Origin of the sequence: Bacillus sp. SIMBA_026, assembly GCF_046535335.1 — a bacterium.
In the GTDB taxonomy this organism is placed as follows: domain Bacteria; phylum Bacillota; class Bacilli; order Bacillales; family Bacillaceae; genus Bacillus; species Bacillus velezensis.
The window spans coordinates 878,886-905,727 of the sequence record NZ_JAWRWX010000001.1; the positions used below are offsets into that span (position 1 = coordinate 878,886).

At 50.1% G+C, this 26,842-nt stretch carries 2 protein-coding genes; both read left to right on the plus strand.

Annotated features, from left to right (window positions below):
- Nucleotides 1-2: 2 nt before the first annotated feature.
- On the plus strand, nt 3-10,538 hold the full coding sequence (locus SB847_RS04290) for a type I polyketide synthase (RefSeq protein ID WP_410577354.1): 10,536 nt from the start codon (nt 3-5) through the stop codon (nt 10,536-10,538).
- Nucleotides 10,528-26,838 carry a non-ribosomal peptide synthetase gene (locus SB847_RS04295; protein WP_410577356.1) on the plus strand — a complete coding sequence of 5,437 codons (16,311 nt, stop codon included), beginning with the start codon at nt 10,528-10,530 and terminating at the stop codon, nt 26,836-26,838. Before SB847_RS04290 ends, SB847_RS04295 begins: the two co-directional genes overlap by 11 nt.
- The last annotated feature ends 4 nt before the right edge of the window (nt 26,839-26,842 follow it).

The window sequence follows — 26,842 nt, forward strand, 5'->3', positions numbered from 1 at the left end:
GAATGATATCGGAAAAAATCAATATCTCACTGGATCATCCCATCATGAAGGGCCATAAGGTCTTTGGTGAAGCGGTATTGCCCGGTCTTGCTTATATCGATTTGATTTATCAGGTTTTTCAGGAACACGGTTATGTATACAATGAGCTCGAATTGAAGCACGTTACGATTTATCAGCCTTTAACCGTCATTGAAACGGCTGCAATCATTCTGACCATTCAATGTTCTGATAGCGGAGATGGAAAGTGGCTCATCTCCCTTTCAGGGCAGAAACAGCAAGGTGACGAGCTGTCAGACAATATACAATATGCGACGGCTGAAATGGTGAAAAGAGACGCTGTCACATTTGACGAAACCATTGATTTCGGCGATGTAAAGCAGTCAGGCAGATCTCTGAATCTTGATGACATGTATAACCGCTGCCTGGATCATGACTTGGTTCATTCCGGCATGATGAAATCGAACGGACGATTGTACGAAACAGAAGGCGGCATGCTGGCTGAGCTTTCTTGCGAAGAAGGAAAAGATTTCTTTTTATTCCATCCGGCCCTTTTGGATGCGAGCGGAATCGGGGCGAGCGGTTTGCTTTCTGAAACAAACCGGCTTCACCTGCCTTTATATTATGAATCGTTCACGGCCGCCGACAGGCTGCAATCAGAGTGCACGGCGCGTATCGCCGCTTCCGGCGTCCGTCAGGAAAAAGAACTCACAACGATGACGATCGAGTACTTCAGCCGATCCGGACAAAAGGTGGCGGAGCTTAAAAACATTACGGGAAAAGCGGTTCGGCTCGAAGAAGACGCGAATACAGCCGAACAGAATCAACAGGCTGCAGCTGAGCCGGAAAGCACAGATGAAAAAGACATCATTCTGTTTTTAAAGAAGCTTTTGGCTGATAAGCTTGGTCAGCCTTGGGAGACGCTGGACGTTCTAGCTGGCTACTATGAGCTTGGGCTGGATTCATCTTCTTTGCTTGAGATTGTACAGGATATCAGTAAAAAGACGGGTGCGGACCTCGCGCCCACTCTTCTCTTTGAATATACAAATATAAAAGAACTCGCAGCCTTTTTGAAAAAGACCGTTTCATTTGAATGTGCGGAACGTGCAGCCGAACCATCACGGTCTGAAGCTGAAGCACCGGACGCGCCAGAACATCATAAAAACACCGGAGACATCGCGATTATCGGAATGGCCGGCCGCTATCCGAAAGCGAAAAGTGTGGCGGAGTTTTGGGAAAACCTGAAGGCAGGCACGGATTGTATCACTGAAGTTCCGAAGTCCCGATGGGATTGGCAAACATATCAAAACGTAACGTCCCCGTCAGGAAAAACAGTATCAAAATGGGGCGGTTTCATTGACGATGCCGACTGCTTCGATCCGCAGTTTTTCAGAATCTCACCGCGTGAGGCGGAAACGATGGACCCGCAGGAGCGCCTGTTTTTAGAAACATGCTGGGAAACGATTGAAGACGCGGGGTATACGCCTGAAACGCTGGGGAATAAAGGTGAGAAACAGCATCCGATCGGCGTATTTGCAGGGGTGATGCATAAAGATTATTCCTTAATCGGCGCAGAACAATTATCTGAAACTGATCCTTTTCCGGTTTCACTGAATTATGCGCAGATCGCCAACAGAGTGTCCTATTTTTGTGACTTCCACGGGCCGAGCATCGCGGTAGATACCGTTTGTTCCTCATCATTGACTGCCATTCATCTGGCCATTGAAAGCATCCGCCGCGGCGAATGTGAAGCCGCGCTTGCGGGAGGGGTGAACTTGTCGCTGCACCCGGCGAAATATCTCAGCTACGGAAGCGTGGGCATGCACTCAAGTGACGGCCGCTGCCGCACATTCGGCGAGGGCGGGGACGGCTACGTTTCCGGAGAAGGAGTCGGTGCGGTCTTGCTCAAGCCGCTGGAAAAAGCCGAACAAGACGGCGACCGCATTTACGCGGTCATTAAAGGAAGCGCCGTTAACCACGTCGGGAAAGTAAGCGGAATTACCGTCCCGAGTCCTGCTGCACAGGCAGAAGTCATTAAGGCCTGTCTGAAAAAAGCAGGTATCAGCCCGCGGACCGTCAGTTATGTGGAAGCCCATGGCACGGGTACTTCGTTAGGAGACCCGATTGAAATTGAAGGTCTGTCAAAAGCGTTCAGCCAAGGGACGCAGGATAAGCAATTTTGTTCCATCGGTTCGGTCAAATCAAATATCGGCCACGCAGAATCAGCGGCGGGGATCAGCGGGTTAACAAAAGCAGCGCTGCAGCTTCATCACAAAACGCTTGTCAAATCACTGCATTCTGCGGAATTAAATCCTTACCTGAAATTTGAGGGATCTCCTTTTTACGTACAGCAGCAGACTGCTCCGTGGAAGCAGCCTGAAGCTGAAGAAAACGGAAAAGTCACACATTATCCGCGCCGGGCTGGACTCAGTTCCTTCGGTGCATCAGGTTCGAACGCCCATATCATTTTAGAAGAATACATTCAGCCTGAACAAAAAGCGCCTGTACCTGAGAACGATGCAGCAAAACTCATCCCGCTGTCAGCAAGAAATAAAGACAGGCTTCTCGCCTATGCGGAAAAATTAGCCCGGTCGCTTTCAGAAAAGACGGTGCTGTCTGAACTGGCTTATACACTTCAGACAGGACGTGAAGCAATGGAGGAGAGAGCTGTCTTCCTTGTAAATGACACCCGCGACTTGATAGAAAAGCTGAATGATTTTGTAAAAGGAAACGAAAACATCTCCGGTTTTTGGCGCGGACAAGCTGAGCTGCCGGAACTGAGCGAAGCCGCTCCTGAGACGGACGATCCGAAACGGCTTGCGGCGTTATGGGCAGAAGGGAAAACAGTAGATTGGAATAAGCTGTACGGTTCAGATAAACCGCGTAAAACTAGCGTTCCGACTTATCCATTTGCAAAAGAACGCTATTGGATTCCGCAGCAGAAAAAACAGGAGAAAAGCCTTTCAGGCACAGTGCTGCACCCGCTTTTACAAGAAAATACGTCAGATTTTTCGCAGCAGCGCTTCACGTCTCTTTTTACGGGAGATGAATTTTTCCTATCTGACCATGTCGTCAACGGACAAAAAATACTGCCGGGCGTCGCCTATTTGGAAATGGCCGCAGAGGCGGTCAAAAAGGCCGCTGCCGTGACGGAAAAAGACCACAGCGTCACACTCAGACAGGTCGTTTGGGTCCGGCCGGTCATGATTGAAGACAAACCGAAGGAAATACATATTGCCCTTTATCCGGAAGATGATGGTGAGGTTACCTATGAAATATACAGTGAAGCAGAAAACGGCGAAGATCCGGTCATTCACAGCCAGGGTGAAGCGGTCATTACCGAACCGGGAAGCGCCCAGATAGATATCGAGTCTGTCAAAGCTTCCTGCAATTTAGGAACCGTAACTGCAGAAGAATGTTACGGAGCTTTTGAAAAGATCGGTCTGGATTACGGAGAGGCATACAGGGGCGTACAGCAATTGCTGATCGGAGAAGACCGATTATTGGCCCGTATTTCACTCCCAGCAGCCGTACATGACAAAAAAGAACAGTATACGCTTCACCCGAGTATGATGGACGCCGCTTTTCACGCATCCGTCGGTCTGCTTGTCCGTTCGATACATGACGATGCAGACAGCCACAAGCTTTCTTTGCCGTTTGCGATGCAGGAAGTGGAAGTGTTCGGACCGTGCCCTGAACATATCTGGTCATATATCCGGTACACAGAAGGCAGCAAAGCAGATGACAGCGTAAGAAAATTTGACATTGATATGTGTGATGATGCCGGTACGGTTTATGTCCGGATGAAAGGCGCGTCCGTCCGGGCGCTTGACACAGGCCAAACAGCGGGCGGAGAAACCGCGGAGGCGCCTGTCGGCCATACGATGCTGATTCCGGCTTGGGAGCCTGTTGCGCTTGAAAAAGCCGGGGAAGCAGCGGTGGATAAGCAGACGGCAGTATTCGGCGGAACGGATTCGAGACATACGCGCATAAAAGAACATCTGCCAAGCGCTTCATATTATCCGATCAGAGGTACGGATGATATCACATCTCTTACGCACATGCTTGAAGGACAAAAAGAACTGGAGCAAATCATTTGGCTTGCTCCGCAGGCTGAGAGTGCTGACAGCCTCAAGGAACAGGATAGGAACGTTCTTCATGTGTTCAAGCTGATGAAAGCATTACTTGCCTTAGGGTACGGAGAAAAACGTTTGGACTGGTGCATCGTCACAGCAAATGCCCAGCCGTTTTCGGATCAAGACAGCGCCGATCCGTCACAAGCCGCAGTCAGCGGACTTGCCGGAACAATGGCGAAAGAATATCCGCATTGGCATATCCGCATGATTGACACAGAAACGGACGGCAGCTGGCCGATCGAAGAGGCGCTCAGTCTTTCTGCCGGGAAAAACGGTCAAATTTGGGCGTACCGCAATCAGCAGCTGTTAGAGCGGCAGCTGATACCGCTTGACAATATGCCGAAAAACGGCACGCTGTACCAAACAGGCGGGGTTTATGCCGTGATCGGAGGCGCCGGGTATCTCGGTGAGGCATGGAGTGAATACATGATCCGCCGCTACAAAGCACGCATCATTTGGATCGGAAGAAGCACACTGAATGATTCCATACAGGCGAAACTCGACCGGCTCAGCGCATTCGGCCCGGCGCCTGAATATGTTTCCGCCGATGCCGCTGACAGTGCTTCCTTAGAGAGGGCTTATCAGTTCATAAAAGAGCGCCACACAAAAATGAACGGAATCATCCACTCGGCAATGGATCTGTCTGAGCAAAGCTTAAATAATATGAAGACAGAAGAGTTCAAATCGGTGCTGCGGGCAAAAGCCGATGTAAGTGTGTCCATGGCGGAGGTATTCGGACGGGAGCCGCTTGACTTTGCGCTCTTCTTCTCCTCGCTTGTGGCATTTATTCATAACGTGAAACAAAGCCATTATGCCGCAGGATGCGCTTTCAGTGACGCATTTGCGAAAGAACTTGATCAGACATGGAATTGTCCGGTCAAAGTGATGAATTGGGGCTATTGGGGCAACAGCGAAGCAGCTGAAGACGGCGATTTTATTCAGCTGATGGATCAGATCGGATTGGGATTGATCGAACCGGACGCTGCAATGGAGGCGCTTGAAACTCTTATGACGCTGCCGATTGATCAGGCGGCCTTCATTCATACGACCAAACCGGTCGCAGTCGAAGGGATGAGTGAAACAGAAAAAATTTCTGTTTATCCGCCTCAGCCGATTGTCTTTTCACAACAGCCGAAGGTCGCTCCGCCCGGCGCACGTCTTGTAAGAGAGGCTGAACATCAGGAGCTCGATGATTTTCTGTATCAGCTTTTGATCGCCCAGCTTAAAGAAGCGGACTTGCTGACGCCGCAAAGCCTTAAAGTGTATGAGCCCGAGCATGAATACTTTAAAAAATGGCTCAAGCAAACGATCGCCTTCCTTCTGGAACATGGCTATCTGGAAGGGAATGCGGATTCATATAAACTGTCGGCGCGGGCCGAAAACACAACCGCCGCGCTATGGCAAAAATGGGAGCGGGAAAAAGAGGAATGGCTCAACAACGCCGATACAAAAGCGATGACTGTTTTAGCCGAGACGATGCTTAAAGCACTGCCGGACATTCTGCGCGAAGACGTGCCGGCGACAGATATCATGTTCCCGCATTCTTCAATGGAACTTGTTGAAGGAATTTATAAGCGCAACCAAGTCGCGGATTACTTTAACAGCGCCCTGTCAGATACATTAACGGCATATGTGAAAGAAAACATCAGCAAACATTCAAAAGTCGAGATCCGCATACTGGAAATCGGGGCGGGCACAGGCGGCACAAGCGCAGGCATATTTGAAAAGCTTAGGCCGTATCAAAACCATATAAAAGAATACTGTTACACCGATGTATCGAAAGCTTTTCTCGTGCATGCGGAGACGGAATATGGCAAACGGAATCCTTATCTGACGTATAAGCTTTTTAACGCAGAAGCGCCGCTTGCCGGCCAGGACATAGAGCCGGGCGCATACGATATCGTCGTTGCGGCCAATGTGCTCCACGCGACGAAAGACATCCGCCAGACGCTGAGAAACGCCAAAGCCGTTTTAAAAGACAACGGTTTGCTGCTCTTAAATGAAATGGCGGGAAACAGCCTGTTCCCGCATATTACTTTCGGACTGCTTGAAGGCTGGTGGCTGCATGAAGATTCCGCCCTTCGTATCCCGGGGTGCCCGGGCTTGTATCCGGAAAGCTGGAAGCGCGTGTTAGAAAGTGAAGGCTGGCATTCTGTCTTCTTCCCGGCAGAAGCGGCACATGAATTAAGCCATCAGATTATAGCGGCAAAAAGCAACGGCATTGTTCGCCAAAAAACGCTTCAAACAAAGACCGGAAAACGGACCGCTCCGCCAAAAGCAGTACATGCGCCGGAACTTCAGGCGCAAACAACGGTGCAAAAAGGCGACACGTCTTTAACAGAAAAAAGCACCGAGTACTTGAAAACGTTAATCGGAGAAACATTAAAAATTCCGCCGGCTCAAATTGATCCGAAAGCGCCGCTTGAAAAATACGGAATTGATTCTATCGTCGTCGTACAGCTGACAAACGCGTTACGAAATGTATTGGACCAAGTCAGCAGCACTTTATTTTTTGAATATCAGACGATTGAGGCGCTCGTCGCTCACTTAATCAAAACGAAAAAAGACGCGATGATCAAACTGACGGGACAAACGCCTGTTCAGGAAGAACGGAAGGCATCACCAGAACCGCATGCTGTACAGCCGGCTAAGCCGCTTCGCACTGACTGGCGGCGGAGGGAAAAACGGGCAGCCAAAGAGACCGTCCGGCAAAGTTCGGTTCGCGACGTGGCCATCATCGGTGTTTCAGGACGCTACCCGCAGGCAAAAACAGCGGCTGAGCTTTGGGCTAATATTAAAAAAGGAAAAAACTGCATAGAAGAAATTCCGCGGGAACGCTGGAACTGGCGGGATTACTACGATGAAGAGAAAGGTAAAGAAGGCTCTATTTATACGAAATGGGGCGGCTTCATTGAGGATATGGACAAGTTTGATCCGCTGTTCTTTCAGATTTCTCCTTTGGAAGCAGAGCGAATGGACCCGCAGGAGCGATTATTTTTAGAAACGGCGTATGCGAGTATCGAGGATGCCGGCTATACGCCTGACAACTTGTGCCAAAGCAGAAAAATCGGTGTTTTTGCCGGCGCGATGAACAAAAACTACCCGACAGGCTACGGCTATTGGTCCATTGCCAACAGGGTATCTTACCTTTTTGATTTCCAAGGGCCGAGCATTGCCGTTGATACAGCCTGCTCCTCTTCTTTGACGGCCATTCATCTGGCGCTTGAGAGCATATACAGCGGTTCAAGCGAATGCGCGATTGCCGGTGGCGTAAACATAGTGACCGACCCGATCCATTATATGAATCTGTCAGTCATGAACATGCTTTCCGCAGGCGACACGTGCAAATCGTTCGGAGACCGCGCGGATGGTTTTGTAGACGGAGAAGGGGTAGGCGCGGTCGTGTTAAAGCCGTTAGAGCGAGCGATTGCCGATAACGATCACATTTACGGTGTGATTAAAGGAAGCACCATTAACAGCGGAGGCAAAACGAACGGATACACCGTTCCGAATCCGAATGCGCAGGCCGCCTTAATAAAAGAAGCTTTCCAAAGGGCAAACGTCCCGGCGCGCACCGTCAGTTATATTGAAGCCCACGGTACGGGCACCGCATTAGGAGACCCGATTGAAATCGCCGGATTAACGAAAGCATTTGAAGAGGATACAACAGACAAACAGTTTTGCGCCATCGGCTCCGCAAAATCAAATATCGGTCATTGTGAAAGCGCCGCGGGAATTGCGGGTCTGACAAAAATACTATTCCAGCTCAAAGACCGCCAAATTGCGCCGTCCCTGCACGCGGAACAGCTGAATCCGAATATTGATTTCGGGTATACGCCGTTTGCCGTTCAGCAGGAGCTCGGTGAGTGGAAACGTCCCGTCATCGGCGGCAGAGAGCTTCCGAGAAGGGCGGGGTTAAGCAGCTTCGGCGCGGGAGGAGCAAACGCCCACCTCGTCATAGAAGAATATACGGCAGATAAAGAGCCTGATGAGACGCCGGCAGATCAGCCCGCCATCATCGTCCTGTCTGCGAAAAACAGCGAACGGCTCACTGAAAAAGCAATACAGCTCAGAGACGCCATCCGTGAAAAAAGATACAGCGGCAGCGATCTAATGAGCATAGCCTTTACTCTCCAGACGGGCCGGGTGCCGATGGAAGAGCGTCTCGGTTTTATCGTCCATTCACTTCATGAACTTGAGGAAAAACTGAATGGATTTATCGCCGGACAAAACAGCGCCGGACTGCACCGTGACGGCACGGAAGAAAACAAACGGATGCTTGCCGTATTTTCGGCGGATGATGATATGGAAACAATCATAGACGCTTGGATCAGTAAACGGAAATATTCTAAGCTGCTTGAGCTTTGGGTAAAAGGATTGGACATCAATTGGGCGAAATTATACGGAAACCGTCCTCCGGCCCGCATCAGCCTGCCCGCTTATCCGTTTGCGAAAGAACGCTTCTGGCATCAGCAGCCTGTACAAAGCAAGGCCGCGCCCGTTAAGTCGCCGGCTGATGAAAATGATCCGGCGGAACAATTTGAAGTAATGGCTTTTAGAGAAGTTCTTAAAGAACAGGCTCTGCCGGCTGCCGGAGAAAAGCAGGTCAAAACGGTGATTTCTTTCTTATCTGATCAGAAGAAGCAGCAGGAAGCCATCTCTGTGATCAAATCGTATGACAATGACATTGACGTTATTTTTATCGCTCAGGGAGACCGGTATGAGGCTCTGTCCGCCGGGCGCTGCCAAGTGGTGCGGGAAGATCCGCAATCATATGTGAACGCTTTTGCGGATATTCAAAAAGAGTACGGTGAAGCTTCTGCCATTTTGTATTTATGGGCGCTTGAAGATAAAAGCTGCATCGAAGATTATTCATGTATCGTCCATATTCTCAAAGCAATGGCTGAGACCGGTCTGCAGCCGGAAAGGCTGTTATTGGCGGGGGAATATGCATCCGGTCTGGAAAAGTGCTACTTGGAATCATGGATCGGCTTTGAGCGTTCGCTCGGCATTGTTCTCCCGAAAACCAGTGTTACCGGCCACTTCAGAAAAGCCGGTGCGGCCATAACGGAGTGGATGAGAACCATTTGGGACGAGCTGACAGCTGAAACAGACCATACCGTTTTCTTGGAAGAGGGAAAACGATATGTCTATCACACCGAACCAACCGGACTAACGAAAGAAAACAGCAGGATCAGAACCGGCGGAACATATCTCATTACAGGCGGATTAGGAGGGCTCGGCTACTTATTTGCCCGCCATCTCGCCCGGAACTACCAGGCAAATGTCATTCTCACGGGGCGGTCGCCGATCAATGAAGAAAAGAAAGAAAAAATGAAAGACCTGGAAAATCTCGGCGCGGGTGTTCTTTACGCTGAAGCCGATGTTTGTGATCCGATCGGAATGGGCGACTGCATCAAGCGCGCGAAAGAACGATTCGGAGCCATTCACGGCGTCATTCATGCGGCAGGCATCGAAAGCAGAACATCCGTCTTTGAGAATGAAATCGGGAATTTCCGCAGTACGCTTGAACCGAAAATAAACGGAAGCCTGCTTCTTGACGAGTGGCTGAAAAACGAAACGCCGGATTTCATCTGCTACTTTTCATCTACATCGGCTGTTTTAGGGGATTTCGGCTGCTGTGATTACGCGGTCGCGAACAGGTTCCAAATGGCGTATGCCCACTATAAAAACGAACAATCAGAAAGCGGAAACGCTTTTGTCATAAACTGGCCGGTCTGGAAAAACGGCGGAATGGCCGTCGGCGGTGAAGAGACGACGGGCATGTACCTGAAATCAAGCGGCCAGCGCCTGTTAGAAACAGATGAAGGCATTGAGCTTTTTGAGCGCATCATTTCTCAAGACAACACCCAGTGCCTTATCATTGCCGGCAAAAGAAGCCGTGCTGAACGATTTTTAGGCATACAGCGGGACGATTCATCAAAACCGGATGCGCTTTTGGAAACCGTGAGCCGCCGCATCCCGGAAGAAAGCACGGAAAAACGGCTCGAAGCGGATTTGAAAGAGCAGATACACAGTCTGCTGAAAATATCCAAAGATAAACTCGTTCTGCATAAAAACTGGGCGGAATTCGGATTTGATTCCATCTATTTAGCCAAATTTGCCGCTCTTTTGACGAGTCATTACGGTATTGAAGTCACTCCGGCGTTATTTTACAGCTATGCCACGCTCGGAGACGTCATGAGCTATTACCTGACAGAACATAAAGAAACGATCGAAACGTTTTACCGAACGGAAGAAACCGAAACAGAAGCCGCCGCTCCGGATAACAAGGAGTATACGGATCAGGAGATCATCGCCATGATGAAACAGGTCTCTGAGGGGACATTAGATTTTAAAAGAGTGCAAGACATCATAGAAGGGAGTAAGACCTATGAATCATAAAGAACTTCTCGATGCCTACAGATCAGGAACGCTCACCATCGCTGAAGTAGAACAAAAGCTTCAGGCTTCTAAGCGGACAACTGCAAAACGTCCGCTTTCTGAAGGCCAGAAAGGTTTGTGGATGCTTCAGAAAATGTTTCCGGAGATGAGCGCATATAACATTCCGTTATGCTTTCGTTTTCAAAAGCTGGATATCGAGACATTCAAAAACGCTCTTTTGTCCGTGCAGCGCCAGCACCCTATTTTGACCAGTGTGATAAAAGAGGAAAACGGCCTTCCGTATCAGATAGAAGATACGGATCGGCATCTTCCGATTGAAGAAATGGATCTTTCTGACTTAAGCGGGCGTGATGCGCTTACGTTTATTAAAGAAAAAGCAAAAGAACCGTTCTCGCTTGAAACCGGGCCGCTCCTGCGTGTTCAAGTATTCCGGCGGGCGAAGCGGGAGTCGATTGTGTTAATCACCATTCACCATATCATTTTTGACGGCGTCTCTCTTATGACGTTTATGTCGGCGCTGCTGGACGCTTATGTAAAAGCAAGTGAAGGCAAAGAACCTGTCATGCTTCAGCAGGCCGCAGATTATCATGACTTTGTGAAATGGGAAAAAGAGCTGCTGGAAAGCGAAGCGGGAAAAAGGCATCTCTCTTATTGGAAAAAGCAGCTGGAAGGACCGCTGCCGGTGCTTGAGCTTCCGTCGGATTATCCGAGATCATCGGTTCAAACTTGCAAAGGGCAGGCGTATCAGCGCTTGCTTCCTGATGAACTGAACCGGCAGATTAAAGTGTGCGCCCAAAAACATAATGTCAATGAATCCGTTGTGTATCTCGCTATTTTCAAAGGACTGCTCTATCAATATACGAATCAGGAAGATGTCATCGTCGGCATGCCGACGATGGGGCGTTCTGAGGCTCAATTTGAGTCTGTCATCGGATACTTTATTAATATGATCGCGGTCAGAAGCAGGGAGACGGGCGCCAAATCTTTTACGTCGTTTTTGAAGGAGCTGCAGCTGACACTGGCAGAAGGGCTGGACCATGCCGCGTATCCGTTTCCCGCGCTTGTCAAAGAATTGAAGACGGAACGCTCGCCTGCGGTGTCGCCTGTTTTTCAAACCGCGTTTTTCTATCAAAACTTCTTCCGGACGGAAGGAGCGGAAAAGCTGGCGGAACTATATCAATCACTCGGCATTGAAATGATAGAAGACATTCATCAGGAAGGCGAATTTGAGCTTGCGCTTGAAGTCTATAAAAAAGAAACGGGAACCGTCCTGCAATTTCTGTACAACCCGGATGTCTACAGCCCTTCTTTCATCGAACGAATGGCAGAGCATTATATGAAACTGGCGGAGAAGGTGCTTTCTGATCCGGAGATCGCTTTTGAAGCCTGTTCCGGCCTGCTCAATCAAAAACGGGATGAAAGCCGTTCATCCGATCAGCCGAATGAGCGCTGCATTCATGAAGTGTTTGCGGAAAAAGCTGGACGCCACCCTGACAGAGAAGCCGTCACATTCGGTGAAAACAGCCTTACATATCGCGAATTAGATGAACGAAGCACGGCGCTCGCTGTGTACCTGCAAGAAAAGGGCGTCACACCGGAATGCCCGGTCGGCATTTGTACGGAGCGTTCTTTTGAGATGGTCATCGGCATCCTCGCCATTTTAAAAGCGGGAGGCGCGTATGTGCCGCTGGACCCGGCTTTTCCAAATGAACGGATGGCCCACGTGTTGACTGACAGCGGCGTGTCAATCGTATTAACGCAGGAAAAGACGCGCGGCATGATTGAACAGTTGGCCATCGGCGGTGTGAGCACGGTGGAAATTGAAAACAGCGGACGTTCTGTCAGCGGAGCAAAACTGACGCCGCGTTCAAAACCGCATCATCTCGCTTATATTCTATATACGTCCGGAAGCACGGGAAAACCGAAAGGCGTCATGGTTGAGCACAGGGCCATCATGAATACGCTGCAGTTTTTGGAAGCTGAGTATCCGGTCGCACAAGAGGATGCCTATCTGTTAAAAACGAATTACGTATTTGACGTTTCGATTTCTGAATTATTCGGCTGGTTTATCGGAAACGGACGGCTAGTCATTTTGCCGCCTGGTGCAGAAAAAAATCCGCAGCTTTGCATGGAACATATCCAAACCCACCAGGTCACGCATCTGAATTTTGCGCCCGCCGTGTTTAATGTATTTCTGGAAACGGTAAAGCGGCATACGGCATTTACAGAAGACGGCCCTGTGAAGTATGTGATGGTGGCCGGTGAGGCGTTTCCGAAAGATTTAGTCAAAAAGTCAGTTTCCATCTTCAAACATGCCAGAATTGAAAACATATACGGCCCGACGGAAACATCCATTTATGCCGCTTACTACAGCTGCGGCCAAAAGGAAATCACAAGCAGGAATACGCCGATCGGGAAACCGATTCACAATACGCGGCTTTATATCGTCGATGAAAAGCTCAGCCCCGTCCCTGACGGTGTAGCCGGGGAGCTTTGCGTGGCCGGCGCCGGTCTGGCCAGAGGCTATTACAATCAGCCTGAGCTGACGGCGGCATCATTTATTGATAATCCGTTTAGTGAAGGAGAAAAACTTTACAAGACAGGTGATTTGGCCAGATGGCTGCCTGACGGAAATATAGAATATGCCGGCCGGATTGACAGTCAGGTGAAAATTCGCGGCTTCCGCATCGAATTGGGAGCAATTGAAACGAAATTGAGCGAACATCCGGATATCCTTGACCAGGCGGTTGTTGTTCAGGAAAAGAACGGACATAAAAAGCTGATTGCTTATTATACGGCCCGCTCCGGTCATACGGCAGATGAAAAAGCGCTCCGCAACCATCTTTTATCAAGCCTGCCGGATTATATGGCGCCTGCCCATTTTATCCGCCTGGATGCGCTGCCGTTAACACCGAGCGGAAAAGTGAACCGCAAAGACCTAAAACAGCGCAAGGTAATCGTTCACCGGTCTGAAAAGACGGGAAGACTGCCGTTATCAGAAGCGGAAGCGAAAGTGACCGCAATATGGGAAGACCTGCTGAATACGGCGGGCATCAAAATCGAAGACGGCTTTTTCGATGTGGGAGGCGACTCGCTTCTGGCTGTTGCGGCAGCGGAACGCATTAAACAGGAGCTGGAATGCGATTTTACCGTCACGGATTTATTCGAACACTCTACCATTCAGGCGATCAGCCGATTTATTGTTGAAACAAAACAGGCGGCTGAATCAGAGGCGCCCGGCCAAGATGAGAGAGAAATAGAACAAATACCGCAAAACGGGGTGCCGTCTTATTTTGATGACAGTGTGGCGATAGTGGGGATTTCCTGCCAGTTTCCCGGCGCGAAAAATCATCATGAGTTTTGGAAGCAGTTAAGAGAAGGAAAGGAAAGCGTCCGGTTCTACTCGGAAGAAGAACTTCGGGAAGCCGGCGTGCCTGAAGATTTGATCGAAAATCCCGACTATGTGCCGGCATTATCGACGATAGAAGGAAAAGATCTCTTTGACCCTGAGTTCTTTCACATTTCTCCGAAAGACGCAGAATTTATGGATCCTCAGCTTCGGCTTCTGCTGCTTCATTCTTGGAAAGCCGTCGAGGACGCGGGATATGTATCGAAAGAGATTCCGAAGACAAGCGTATATATGTCGGCAAGCAATAATTCGTATCGGTCGCTTTTGCCGGAAAAAACGACAGAAGGCCATGAATCTCCCGACGGCTATGTGTCATGGGTGTTAGCGCAGAGCGGCACGATTCCGACGATGGTTTCCCATAAGCTCGGATTAAAAGGGCCAAGCTATTTCGTTCATTCCAATTGCTCATCATCATTAGTCGGTCTTTATTCAGCCTACAAAAGCATAACGAGCGGAGAATCGGAATACGCGCTCGTCGGCGGAGCAACTCTGCATGCAGCGACCGGCATCGGCTATGTGCACCAAAACGGATTGAATTTTTCAAGCGACGGGCATGTCAAGGCATTTGACGCTTCAGCCGACGGTATGGCGGGCGGAGAAGGAGCGGCTGTCATTCTGCTGAAAAAGGCGTCACAAGCCGTTCAGGACGGAGATCACATATACGCCATGCTCAGAGGCATCGGTCTGAACAATGACGGAGCGGATAAAGTCGGTTTTTACGCACCGAGTGTAAAAGGTCAGACTGACGTCATCCAGCATGTTTTAGACAGCACGAATATTCACCCGGAGACGATTTCCTATATCGAAGCGCACGGCACAGGAACGACATTGGGTGATCCGATTGAAATGTCCGCGCTGCAGCAAGTGTATAAACGTTACACGGACCGGGAGCAGTATTGCGGGATCGGCTCCGTAAAAACGAATATCGGACATTTGGATACAGCAGCAGGTCTGGCCGGGTGCATCAAAGTCGCCATGAGTTTATATCATCGGGAGCTGGCGCCTACCATTAATTACACGTCACCGAATCCGAATATCAAATTCAGCGGTTCGCCGTTTTATGTGGCGGATAAGAGAAAACCGCTTCCGGAGAGAGAGACGCCGCACCGCGCAGCGTTAAGCTCATTCGGACTCGGAGGAACAAACGCACATGCCATTTTTGAACAGTATGAAAACAAAACGATCAGCGGATCAAATGACGGACAGCCGCCTTATATCGTTCCGCTGTCCGCGATAAATAAGCAGCGTCTTACTGCCTATGCATCCTGTTTATCCGGCTTTATGGATGAAGCCGAAAACGATGTTTCCTTGCATGATCTGGCATTTACGTATCAGACCGGACGTGAAGCGATGGAAGAGAGAGCCGTTTTTATCAGTCATGATCGTCACGATTTGAAGCGTCAGCTGCAGGATTTCATCAATGGCAATGACCAAAATATCTTACGGGGCGAAAAAGTGAGAAGCAGAGAAGTGTCAGCTCAGGAGATGGAAGAGCTTGCGGCATGTCAGACACGGGATGAAAAGCTGAAAGCACTGGCGGCACTCTGGGTTGAAGGAGCGCGTGTCGATTGGGGCTTATTGTATCAGGATTCCGCGCCGCAAAGAATCAGTGCGCCGACCTACCCGTTCGCAGAGGAGCGCTTCTGGCCGGAAGAAACGGTGAAGCAAACGGATACCAAACTTTTGCATCCGCTGGTACATCAGAATACATCCGTCTTGCAGGAGCAGCGGTTCAGTTCGGAATTCACGGGAAAAGAGTATTTTATTGCCGAGCATATCATTAAAGGAATGGCGATCGTGCCGGCTGCCGTTACCCTTGAGATGGCACGGGCCGCGGCGGAGAAAAGCATCGGCGGGGCAACAGAGGATTCTCTGGGCCTGCGCTTAAAGAATATTGTATGGGTCCGCCCGGTGGTAGTCGATCAGGAGGCTGTCCGTGTCCATATCGGACTTTATGAAGAAGAGGACGGACAGATTCAATACAGAATGTACGGGGGTAACGATTCTATCGGTGAAGAAGCTCCTCTTTATAATCAGGGCATCGCTGAAATCATCCGGAAGGAACCGGCGGAAGCGGCGGAAGCGGCGGATATTGAGCAGCTGAAGCGCCGGTGCACACAGGGAACAATCGAATCTCAAGCGTTTTACAAAGGAATGATCGGTGCTGATTACGGGCCCGGATACAAAGGGGTGCAGCTTGTATACAAAGGCGAAGACCGGCTGCTTGCTAAATTGAAGCTTCCTGAATCCGTCTCTCATACAAAAGCTGATTATATCCTTCATCCGAGTATGATGGACGGTGCGCTTCAGGCCGCCGAATATTTGCAAAACGTGACGAGAGCGCTGCTTGCAGACAGCGGGGAACCATTCAAAGCCGCATTGCCGTTTGCTTTAGAGGAGCTGGACGTTCTGAATCCGTGCGCTGATGATATGTGGGTGCACGTCACATTCAGTGCGAACAATAAAGCCGGCGATCCTATCCAAAAAGCCGATATTGATCTATATGACAATAACGGCGGGCTTTGTGTGCGGATGAGAGGATTCTCAACGCGGATCATGGAAGAAAACGCGGGTGCCGGCGTTTCCGGCAGCCGTACGGACATATTGCTCGCTGAACCGGTCTGGAAAGAGCAGCCGGAACCGGCGGACCACGAGCCACCGTATGAAGAGCATATCATTTTCCTTTGTGAGTACGATGAAGCTGTAAAACAAGCTGTCGAAGCAAAGCTTGAACATGCAAGCGTCATTATCTTGGACGATCGTCCCGCATCTATTGCAGAGCGGTATCATTCTTATGCGGGCCAGCTGTTTGACCATATCAAAACCATAATGAAAAGCAAGCCGAAGGGCCGCGTTCTATTTCAAGCTATTACGCGGTCAGCAGGCTTACAGCAGGTGTTCTCAGGCATTACCGGCCTCTTCAAAACCGCATGCCTTGAACATTCCAAGCTGATCTGTCAAATGATCGAAGCCGAAGAGAAAGAAAGTGCTGAAGGCATAGCGGAAAAAGCGTCCGAAAACCGTATGCATGCAAAAAGCGTCCATGTGAAATATGAAAACGGCAAGCGCTTTGCCGCTGATTGGGGAGAGATGGATATTTCTCAAGCGGAGCCGGACATTCCGTGGAAAGACGAAGGCGTTTATCTCATTACAGGAGGTGCCGGAGGTTTAGGTCTGATCTTTGCAAAAGAGATCGCAAACCGTACAAAAGACGCCGTCATCATACTAACCGGCCGATCCGTTCTCAGAGAAAAGCAGAAAGACATGCTGGAAACAGTACGTGCTGCCGGCGCTTCTGTTTTCTACGAGCAGACCGATGTCACGGACGAAGCAGAAGTATACCGATTGATCCGCAATATACGCAAACGGCACGGCAAGCTGGACGGGATTGTTCACAGTGCCGGCATTATAAAAGACAACTACATGGTGAAGAAGACGGCAGAGGAATTCCAACACGTTCTCGCTCCGAAAGTGAAGGGCCTTGTGTATCTTGATGAAGCGTCACAACATGAGAAATTAGATGTCTTTATTGTCTTTTCATCCTTATCAGGTGTGCTTGGAAGCGTCGGCCAGGCTGATTATGCGTCTGCAAATGTCTTTATGGAGATGTATGCCGAGTACCGCCGTTCTTTACAAGCCGCAGGACAAAGATACGGAAAGACGCTTTCTGTCAGCTGGCCGTTATGGAAAGAAGGCGGAATGCAGGCAGGAAAGCAGACGGAAGATATGCTGATGCAGGAGGCGGGAATCGCACCGCTCGGCACAGATGCCGGCATCAAGGCTTTATATCAAGGCTTGATGAGCGGGACAGCCCGGATGACGGTTCTTGAAGGAGATGTGAAACACATGAAAGCAAAACTGTTCCGCAAAGAGAATGATCATCCGGAAGCAGAGACCGGCGTACGTCATGACATTGATACTGACAGCCTGCTTGAAAAAGTGAAGCATTTGTTAAAACAGCAGACGGCCTCACTGTTAAAAGTAAACATTGACAAAATTGATCCTCATGAAGAAATGACAAAATACGGGCTGGATTCTATCTCGATGACTGAGTTTACGAACCAGTTAAACAAAACGTACCGGCTTACGTTAACGCCGACGATTTTCTTTGATCATCCGACCATCCATGAATTCGCCGTTCATTTAATCAGTGAATACGAAGAGGAATTTGCCGGACGGTTTGCGGTAAATACAAAAACGGTTCAATCGGCAAGACCGGTAAAAGAGACTCAAATCACGCGCCCGGCCGTTAAGCGACGCCGCACTCTGCCTGAGGCACTTCCGCAGACAGTGCAGCGGGACCAAGGGCCGGAACCGATCGCAATCGTAGGCATCAGCGGGATTTTCCCGATGGCAGAAGACATTGAATCTTTCTGGAAGAACCTGAAAGAAGGCAAAGACTGCATGACCGAGATTCCGAAAGACCGCTGGGACTGGCGGGACTATTACGGGGATCCCGCAAAAGAAGCCAATAAAACAAACGTCAACCAAGGCGGGTTTATTGACGGAATTGCTGAATTTGATCCGTTATTTTTCGGAATTTCACCCCGGGAAGCGCAGCAAATGGACCCTCAGCAGCGCCTCTTGCTGACGCACGCGTGGAAAGCGATAGAAGATGCCGGATATGCGTCAAAGAGTCTCTCAGGCACAAAAACAGGTGTGTTTATCGGGACCGGAAATACCGGCTACGGTTCTCTTCTAGCCAATGCCGATGCGGAGATTGAAGGGTCATCCGCGGCGAATACAAGTCCGTCTGTCGGACCGAACCGTGTCAGCTATACGCTCAATCTGCACGGGCCGAGCGAGCCGATTGATACCGCCTGCTCAAGCTCGCTCGTTGCCATACACCATGCCGTTTCTTCAATTGAAGAAGGGACGTGCGACATGGCTTTGGCGGGAGGAATCAATACGATTGTTCTTCCGGATGTGTATATCAGTTTTGACAAAGCGGGCGCGCTGAGTAAAGAAGGAAGATGCAAAACGTTCTCTGATCAGGCTGACGGTTTTGCCCATGGTGAAGGAGCAGGGCTCTTTTTCCTCAAAAAGCTGAAAGCCGCTGAGGCGGATGGGGACCATATTTACGGCGTCATTAAAGGAAGCGCGGTGAATCACGGCGGCCGCGCGGCATCTTTAACAACGCCTAACCCGAAACAACAGGCGGAAGTCATTAAAGCCGCATACAAAAAAGCGGGCATTGATCCGAAAACAGTCTCTTACATCGAAGCGCACGGCACCGGAACAGAACTGGGAGATCCTGTTGAAATTAACGGCCTGAAACAAGCGTTCAGCTCGTTTGCAGACGGAAAAGAGAAAGCGGCCGGCTATTGCGGTTTAGGGTCGGTTAAAACGAATATCGGCCATTTATCCCTTGCCGCGGGAGCAGCGGGCATTATTAAAATTTTGCTGCAGATGAAGCATCGGACATTAGTAAAAAGTCTCCACTGTGAGACGGTAAATCCGTACATTCAGCTTGAAAACAGCCCGTTTTATCTGGTGCGGGAGACGATGGAATGGAAGACGCAGACGGACGAACGCGGAAACGAACAGCCGCGCCGCGCGGGGATCAGCTCATTCGGCATCGGAGGCGTAAATGCCCACGTCGTCATCGAAGAATACATCCCAGAAGACAGAGAGGAAGCAGATGATTCTCATATCGACCCATGTCTTTTCGTTCTGTCCGCCAAAAATGAAAAACGCCTGAAAGAGCAGGCAAAACAGCTGAAACGTGCGCTTACAGAAAAGCGGTACGATCAATGCAGCCTCGTTTCTATGGCGTATACCCTCCAAATCGGAAGGGACGCCATGGAAGAACGCCTGGCGGTTATTGCCGGATCCGCAGAAGAACTGCAGGAAAAACTGTCACAGTTTATCACTGGAGATAAGCATGCGGATTTGTACAGAGGAAGAATAGACAAAGGCACCCTGCAAATGCTGACGGAAGATGAAGAAATTCAAGAAGCCGTTGAAAAATGGATGGCACGCGGCAAATACGCGAAGCTGCTTGAATTATGGGTCAAAGGGCTGAACGTCGATTGGGCGAAGCTGTATGGAGACCGGCCGCCTAAACGCATGAGCCTGCCGTCGTATCCTTTTGCAAAAGACCGCTATTGGGCGGCAAAAAGCACCGGAAAACACGAAAAAACAAGCACTGTGTCTGCCGGAAAACAAGACGCGCTTCATCCGCTTCTGCACAGAAATACTTCAAACCTTGCAGAACAGCGGTTCAGCTCAATCTATACAGGAGAAGAATTTTACCTTGCGGACCATGTTGTAAAAGGCGTGCCGATTTTACCGGGAGTGGCACATCTTGAAATGGCGCGCGCAGCAATGGAACAGGCATCTGAAGTTCCGGCCGGACAAGGAAGCGTCAAGCTTAAGAATACGGTTTGGGTGCGGCCGATCACCATTGAAGACGAGCCGGTTCATGTCAACATCCGTCTCATTCCTGAAACGGCAAATGACGTTCAATTTGACATTTACAGCGGTCAGGAAACAGATCAGCCGTCCGTTTACAGCCAAGGGGCAGTATCAGTCCGCCCTGACGCCGAGGCTCCGGTCATTGATCTCCAAAAGCTGAGTTCACAATCCGCCGAGACACCGTTTTCTGCAGATGAAGTGTACGATATGTACCGCAAAATCGGTTTTGATTACGGCCCGGCTTTCCGGGGTGTCAAAGCGATTTATACAGGTGATGATTTCGTATTGGGCAGACTGTCACTTGATGCGGCTTGTGCGGACACGGTACAGGAGTATGTCATGCATCCGGGTTTAATGGACTCTGCATTGCAGGCATCAAGCATATTAACCGGAACAAATGATGAAAAACTGATGCTTCCGTTTGCGGTTCAGGAGCTTGAAGTATTCAGCGCATGCGCTGCCGAGATGTGGGTTTACGCCAGACTTTCTGAAGACCACAAAGCCGGCCAGATTGAAAAACGCGATCTTGATATTTGTGATGAAAACGGCAAGGTGTGCGTAAGGCTGAAAGGTTTGTCATTCAGAATGGCTGAAAAAGAACCTGAGAAAAAAGAAAAAGCTCCGGGAACGCTCATGCTTGAGCCGGTATGGACCCGAAGCGATGAAACTGCTGTTCAAACGGAACCGGTTTTTGCCCGGCATATCGTAATACTTTGTGACACAGACGCCGGATTAAAACAAGCCGTTGAAGCCGCGGGAGCTGAATGTGTTGAAATGACTTCCCAACACGGGAAAGCGGCGGCGCGCTTCCGTGATTATACAGGACGGATATTGGATACGCTGCAAAAACTGCTGAAGGAAGAGACGGATGGAGACGTCCTTATCCAGACGGTTCTCTCTAAAACAGATAAGCATCAGCTGCTCTCAGGCATTTCAGCTCTGTTAAAAACAGCCGGCCTGGAACATAAAAAACTGAAAACCCAGCTGATTGAAATAGAACCGGCGGAAAACGGCAGAATCACAGACATCATCAGAGAAAATAAAACACGGGCTGATGACAGCCATATCAAATATGAAAACGGCATCCTATACAGCGCAGATGTCAAAGAAACGGCCGTGTCCGGCGGCAAAATACGCATTCCGTGGAACGACGGAGGCATTTATCTCATTACCGGAGGAGCCGGGGGCTTAGGCTTTATTTTCGCGAAAGAAATCGCCCGCAAAGTCAAAGAGCCGACACTGGTTTTGACAGGCCGTTCCGCTTTAAGCGAGAATCAGCGGATGCAGCTGCAATCGCTTGAATCACTCGGAGCAAAAGCGGAATACAAGCAGGCTGACGTAACAAACGCTCAAACTGCGGCAGACCTGGTCAAAACAATTGAAACGGAATATGGCGGCCTTCACGGCATCATTCATAGCGCGGGTGTGATGAAAGATCAGTATATCGCAAAGAAAACAACCGAAGAGTTTTACAGTGTATTGGCTCCTAAAACGGACGGATTTGTCAACCTTGATGAAGCAACCGAGCATTTAGCGCTGGACTTTTTCATCGTTTTCTCATCCATTTCCGGCGTCACCGGGAATGCGGGACAGGCGGATTATGCGGCGGCAAACGCATTTATGGACAGCTATGCGGCATACCGCAACGCACTGGTTACCGCAATGTACCGCCACGGTCACACATTGTCAATCAATTGGCCGCTTTGGAAAGACGGCGGAATGCAAGTCAATGAAGAAATGGCGAAGCTCACCGAAAAAAGAACCGGCGTAACGCCGATGCGCACTGAAACCGGAATAGAAGCTCTTTACAAAGCATGGAGCACGGGGAAAACAAGCGTGCTCGTCATGGAAGGAAACGGCGCCGTAATGCGGGAAAAGCTGCTTCAAAAGACTCCTGCAGCCGCTTTTGCACCGGTTAAGAAAACGGAGGAAACGCCTGCGCCGAAAGACCTGACGGCAAAACTTCAGGAATTGCTGGCAAAAGAGGTTTCCGGGCTTCTGAAAATAAACATTGAAGAAATCGATATCGAATTGGAGTTCAATCAATACGGATTTGATTCCATTACGCTGACGGAATTCGCCAACAAGCTGAATGACACTTATCAGCTTGATCTGACACCGACCGTATTTTTTGAATATGCGACGATTCAAGCCTTGGCGCATCATTTAGCAGAAGACTATCAAACACAATTTACCGGCAGCACACAGCCGAAAGAAGAAAAACAAAGCGGTGTGACAGATGATGGCGGCATCAGACTGGCAGGGAACAAACGATTTGTAAAAACTGCCGTACAGCCTGTTCAGACTGCAGCTGAACATAAACCGGAACCGATCGCCATTGTCGGCATGAGCGGGGTGTTTCCGAAGGCCGCAAATATTGATGAGTATTGGCGCAACTTAGAAGAAGGAAAAGACTGTATAACAGAGGTGCCGGCGGATCGCTGGGACTGGCGGGAGTATTACGGTGACCCGCTTAATGAAGCCAATAAAACAAATGTAAAGTGGGGCGGGTTTATTGACGGAGTTGCGGATTTTGATCCGCTGTTCTTCGGAATTTCACCGCTGGAAGCCGAACAGATGGATCCCCAGCAGCGCTTGTTAATGATGTATGCGTGGAAAGCGATAGAAGATGCGGGATATTCCGCTAAAAGCCTTTCCGGCACGAAAACAGGCCTGTATATCGGCACGGGGAATACCGGATACGGCTCACTCTTTTCCGACCTTGATATCGGCGGTGCGTCAGCCGCAAATATGAGTCCGTCAGCGGGGCCGAACCGTGTCAGCTATATGCTCAATCTGCACGGGCCGAGTGAACCGATCGACACGGCTTGTTCCAGCTCGCTGGTCGCGATTCATCACGCCGTATGCGCCATTGAAAACGGGAACTGCGATATGGCGATCGCCGGCGGCGTGAATACCGTCGTCACTCCGCAAGGCCACATCGCTTATGACAAAGCGGGGGCGCTGAGCAAAGAAGGGAAATGTAAAACATTCTCCGACAGGGCGGACGGATTTGCCGTCAGTGAAGGTGCCGGAATTCTGTTTTTGAAAAAGCTTTCAGAAGCGGAAAAAGCGGGCGATCATATTTACGGCGTCATTAAAGGCAGCGCGGTCAACCACGGCGGACGCGCGAACTCCTTGACGACACCGAACCCGAAAGCCCAGGCGGAAGTCGTCAGAACGGCTTATGACAAAGCAGGCATTGATCCGAGAACCGTCACCTATATAGAAGCGCACGGAACCGGAACGGAGCTTGGCGATCCGGTCGAAATCAACGGCCTGAAATCCGCCTTTCAAAAGCTGTACGAAAAAACAGGCGATTCCGCCGTTTACGCGAGTCACTGCGGTCTGGGTTCGGCTAAAACCAATATCGGCCACCTGTCACTGGCAGCCGGTGTCGCGGGTGTGATCAAAGTGCTGATGCAGATGAAGCATAAAACACTTGCAAAAAGCCTCCACAGCGAGGTCATCAACCCGTATATCAAGCTGAAAGACAGTCCGTTTTACATCGTACAGGAAAAAAGAGAATGGACGGCATTGAAAGACGAAAACGGCAATCATCTGCCGCGCCGTGCGGGAATCAGTTCTTTCGGCATCGGCGGCGTAAACGCCCATGTCGTCATTGAAGAATATATCCCGAAGGTAGAAAGAAAAACAGCTGTTTTCACACACTCTCAAATCTTTGTGCTGTCGGCCAAAGAGGAAGAGCGTCTGCAGGAACAGGCGCAGCAGCTGGCGCAAGCTTCTTTTACGGATGCGGATCTTGCCGATGTTGCTTACACGCTTCAGCAGGGACGTGATGCGATGGAAGAAAGAGCGGCCATTATCGCTTCCTCGGCCGAAGAACTTCGGGACAAGCTAAAGAGCTGTGCGAAAGGACGTTATGATATAGCGGGCATTTATAAAGGAAAAGCGGGTAAAACCTCCCTGAAATCCATTCTGGCAGGCGCAAACGGCGAAGCGGATATCGAAGAGCTGATAAGCCGCCGAGAGAATGACAAGCTTGCGGAATTATGGGTGCAGGGCGCGGATATCAAATGGGACGGCTTATATTCTGATATCAAGCCCCAACGGATGAGTCTTCCTGCTTACCCGTTTGCGAAAGAGCGGTACTGGATCACGGACAACCGGCCGAAAGCAGAGAAACCGCAAGCTGTGCCGACGTCGCGGGTACTGCACCCGCTGCTTCACGAAAATGTATCAGATTTAACAGAGCAGCGGTACCGATCCGAATTTACGGGACAAGAGACGATTTTCACCGATCATCTTATTAAAGGCAAGCCGGTTATGCCAGGCGTTGCCTACTTGGAAATGGCTAGGGCGGCGGTTGCTCAGGCAGTCAAAGGGCAAAAGGAACGTCCGTCTGTCACCCGCCTGAAAAACATCGTTTGGGTTCGGCCGATCGAAGCGGGAAACCGCCAGATTGAAGCGCAGATCAGCCTGATTCCGAGGGAAGACGGTGAAATCATGTATGACATTTACACGGACTCACAAACAGAAGCAAGCGGCAGGCGGATACACTGTCAGGGGGCTGCCGGCATTCTCAGCGCCGGGGAGGCTCCGCACCGTGATATAGGCGCACTGAAAGCTCAATGCGGCCTCAGTATACTGACTTCTGAACAGTGTTACGGCTTATTCAGCAAAATCGGCATTGACTACGGTCCAGGACAACAAGGAATTCAGCAGATTCATATCGGAAGCAATCAAGCATTAGCTGAGCTCCGGCTGCCTTCTTTCCTCGAAGAAACGGCAGATCAATACGTTCTTCACCCGTGTATGCTTGATTCAGCTTTGCAAGCGACAATCGGACTGAAGCTGCACGCAGATGATAACCAGCTGTCACTGCCGTTCGCCCTTGAAGAACTGGACATTTTCAGCCCGTGCACGACAAGCATGTGGGCGTATGTCAGCTCCCGGGGAACGGATGAAAAAATACAGCGTATGGACATTGACTTATGCGATGAGACAGGCCGGGTCTGTGTCAGAATTAAAGGGATTTCTTCCAGAATGATGGAAGGCCCCGCGCCGGAAACATCATTGAATGGAGCAAACCTTCTGGCTCCGGTGTGGGATCTCGCGGAATTCCGTGATCAAAGCCCGGCATATAAGACGGAAGAGGTTGTCTTTATCGCGGGGGATGAGGAAAGCGTAGCTTTTCAATTACATCATCCTTCTGCGAAACGGCTTCATATCAACCCGGAGGATGAAATAGAGGCTGTTGCAGCTGAACTGAAAGCAATAGGGTCTTTCGGGCATATCGTATGGATCGCTCCTTTTCACAGCGCTGATGACATGGTGAAAGCTCAGGATGCGGGCGTCATCCAGATGTACAGAGTGATTAAGGCAATGCTTGCTTTAGGATATGGAGGCAAGCGAATCAGCTTGACTGCAGTCACAATAAAAACACAGTCCGTACAGCCGGCGGACATTATTGATCCGGCTCATGCAGGCATTCACGGTTTGGTCGGCTCGCTCGCAAAAGAGTATCCGAACTGGCAAACAAGGCTGATTGATGCCGGATGTCCGGAAGATGTTTCAAAGGCGGAGCTGTTCTCAGCGCCGTTTGATGAGCAAGGCAATACATGGGCGTACCGGAACAATCACTGGTACAAACAGCGCCTTATTCCTGTACAGCAGCCGGTTTCAAGCCGGCCCGCTTACCAAAAAGGCGGCGTTTATGTCGTCATCGGCGGCGCGGGGGGCATCGGCGAGGCATGGAGCGAATATGCCGTGAAAACATATCAGGCGCGAGTCGTTTGGATCGGCAGACGAAAACATAACAGCGCTATTCAGGAAAAAATTGACAGACTCAGCCAATTCGGCCCGGCGCCGATTTATATTGAAGCTGACGCGGCAAATCCGAATGAGCTCACACGGGCGTATGAAACGATCAAACGCACGCACCCGCAAATTAACGGAATCATCCATTCCGCAATTGTTTTAGAGGATCAGAGCCTGGCAAATATGCCGGAAAGCCGTTTTAAAAGCGTGCTCGCTGCGAAAGTCAATGTCAGCGTGAATATGGCCCGCGTGTTCCGAAATGAGCCGCTGGACTTTGCTTTGTTCTTCTCATCTGTTCAATCATTTGCACGAGCGGCCGGACAAAGCAATTATGCTGCCGGATGCAGTTTCAAAGATGCCTTTGCCGCTCATTTGGCTAAAACGCGGCCGTATTCGGCGGCAGTGATGAATTGGAGCTACTGGGGCAGTGTCGGAATCGTATCATCTGCCGACTATCAAGAACGGATGAAACAGGCGGGAGTCGGATCAATTGAAGCGCCGGAAGCAATGGCGGCGCTTGAACGATTGCTCGGCGGCCCGTTGAATCAGTTCGTCATGATGAAACAGGCGGAAGAGCCGGAGGAAAAACCGGAAGAAATGATAGAAGTATACCCTGAACATCACGGCTCGGCGATGCAAAAACTGCGAAGCTATCAGCCTAAAGTAACAAGACATGTACAACAATTGAGTTAAGGAG